Source organism: Pseudoalteromonas sp. S558, assembly GCF_005886635.1.
GTDB classification, from domain to species: Bacteria; Pseudomonadota; Gammaproteobacteria; order Enterobacterales; family Alteromonadaceae; genus Pseudoalteromonas; species Pseudoalteromonas aliena.
Genome location: NZ_PNDU01000340.1, coordinates 1 through 1,696, shown reverse-complemented (window position 1 = coordinate 1,696; position 1,696 = coordinate 1). Strand labels below are relative to the sequence as shown.

Here is a 1,696-nt window from a genome sequence, read left to right as displayed (position 1 = left end):
TCTGATCAATGCCTGATTTAATTGCTTGAGTGCTTCTGAAAAAGTTTTTAGTTTTATTTTATAACCAAATTTTCGAAGTATTGCGTTCCTAAACTAAAACTAGACAGCACGTTTCTATTATTTATCGTATTCGCCTTAACGCATCTATATACATTCAATGTTTTTGCTGTTAAACCTGCTAGCCAAAGAATAAAATTAGCAATTAATACAATCAATAATGCGACATTCAAGCGTAAGCGTCTAGCAAAGTACACCTGCCAGTAATTCGTCAAAATGATTAAGCTATTTCCAATTTAAATGAGGAGATAGTCATGAGAAAAACACGTAGCCCTGAGCAGTGGCGCAATATTATCGAAGAGCAACAAGCCAGTGATTTAACTATCACTGAGTATTGTCAGCAAAATGCTTTATCAAAAACTACATTTTATGCCGCAAAAAACAAGCTAAAAGTATTACCTGACAATTTTGTTCGCGCCAAAATCACTAAAAAAAGTGGTGTTATTAAGCCGCAACAGCCGATAACCCTTGTGGTCGGTAAAGTAAAAGTCAGCTTACCATCAACAACGCCTGCAACTTATCTCAATCAATTGCTACACGAGTTTGCCTGATGAAAATGTTTGTTGAACCTCAAAGTATATACTTATACCGCGATGCTGTGGATTTTCGAAAATCCATTGATGGTCTCGTCGCACTCGTTGAAGGCGAACTTGAACGTGATGCTTATACTGGCGCATTATTTTTATTCTGCAACAAAGCGAAAGATAAACTCAAATTAGTGTACTGGGATAAAACGGGGTTTGCTTTGTGGTATAAGCGCTTAGAAAAACAAAAATTCAAATGGCCAAACAAAATCAGCTTGCAAGAATATGAACTCAGCGCTCAACAATTGGATTGGTTGTTGTCGGGATATGCTGTGCTAGGGCATGAAGAATTGCAGTATCAATCCATGCTCTAATCGATCATATTGACAGTAAATGATCGTTGCCACATCGTCTGTTTTATCTTTGCGTTAAGCAAGAAAATAACGTCAAATTCTGGTAAATTGCGAGCATGAAAATTGATGCCCACTCACTTCCTGACGACCCAGAGCAACTTAAGCGCATGCTGCATGAGTTGCAACAAGTCGTCGCTAAAAAAGATGAAGAATTAGCTGAAAAAGATGCGCAAATTCACGAATTGCTGCAAGCTTATAACGCGAAGCTTGCCAAAGAATACGCCAAAAAATCAGAAAAGATGCCAGGTGCCGGAGAGCGCTTTAATGAAGCAGAAGACATCCTTGATGAACATGATAAAGCGCTCTTGGCCACATCCCCCTTAGTAAAGAAAGAAAAAGCCAAACCGAAACGCAGGCCACTGCCAGCGCAGTTACCGCGAGTTGAGGTGGTTGTTGACCTCAATGAGGGTGACAAAGTGTGTGATTGCTGTCAAAGCCCCTTGCACAAAATGGGTGAAAGTAGCAGCGAAGCCTTAGAGTTTGTGCCAGCGCATATCAAAGTGATTAAAACCATTCGCCCGAAATACACGTGCCGTCATTGTGAGCGTGAAGGCATTGAAAGTGTGGTAAAAATCGCCCCGATACCCGCAACAGCCATTCCAAAAAGTATCGCCACACCCAGCTTACTGAGTCAAATAATCATGTGTAAATACCAGTTTGGCTTACCGCTTTATCGCCAAGAAACATTGTTTGCCGATATCG

3 protein-coding genes and 1 pseudogene are annotated in these 1,696 nt (G+C 40.4%); 3 read left to right on the top strand and 1 reads right to left on the bottom strand.

The genetic code is table 11. The annotated features are described in order from the left end of the window. Nucleotides 1-233 (bottom strand): annotated as a pseudogene (locus tag CWB66_RS18745) (IS4-like element ISPtu1 family transposase); the annotation flags it as partial. 78 nt (nucleotides 234-311) lie between these two features. On the opposite strand from CWB66_RS18745, the gene tnpA reads away from it, so the two are divergent. The 3 genes from tnpA to CWB66_RS18730 all read left to right on the top strand — a co-directional run. Further along, nucleotides 312-608, top strand: a complete 297-nt coding sequence (tnpA, locus tag CWB66_RS18740; protein WP_138586551.1) for an IS66 family insertion sequence element accessory protein TnpA — start codon at nucleotides 312-314, stop codon at nucleotides 606-608. Continuing rightward, a complete protein-coding gene (gene tnpB / locus CWB66_RS18735; RefSeq protein WP_077535064.1) occupies nucleotides 608-955 on the top strand; it encodes an IS66 family insertion sequence element accessory protein TnpB in 348 nt (115 codons plus the stop codon). The genes tnpA and tnpB overlap by 1 nt, the downstream gene beginning before the upstream one ends. A gap of 95 nt (nucleotides 956-1,050) precedes the next feature. Further along, nucleotides 1,051-1,696 (top strand): IS66 family transposase zinc-finger binding domain-containing protein (locus tag CWB66_RS18730; RefSeq protein ID WP_171037538.1); only part of this gene is annotated, 646 nt, incomplete at its 3' end.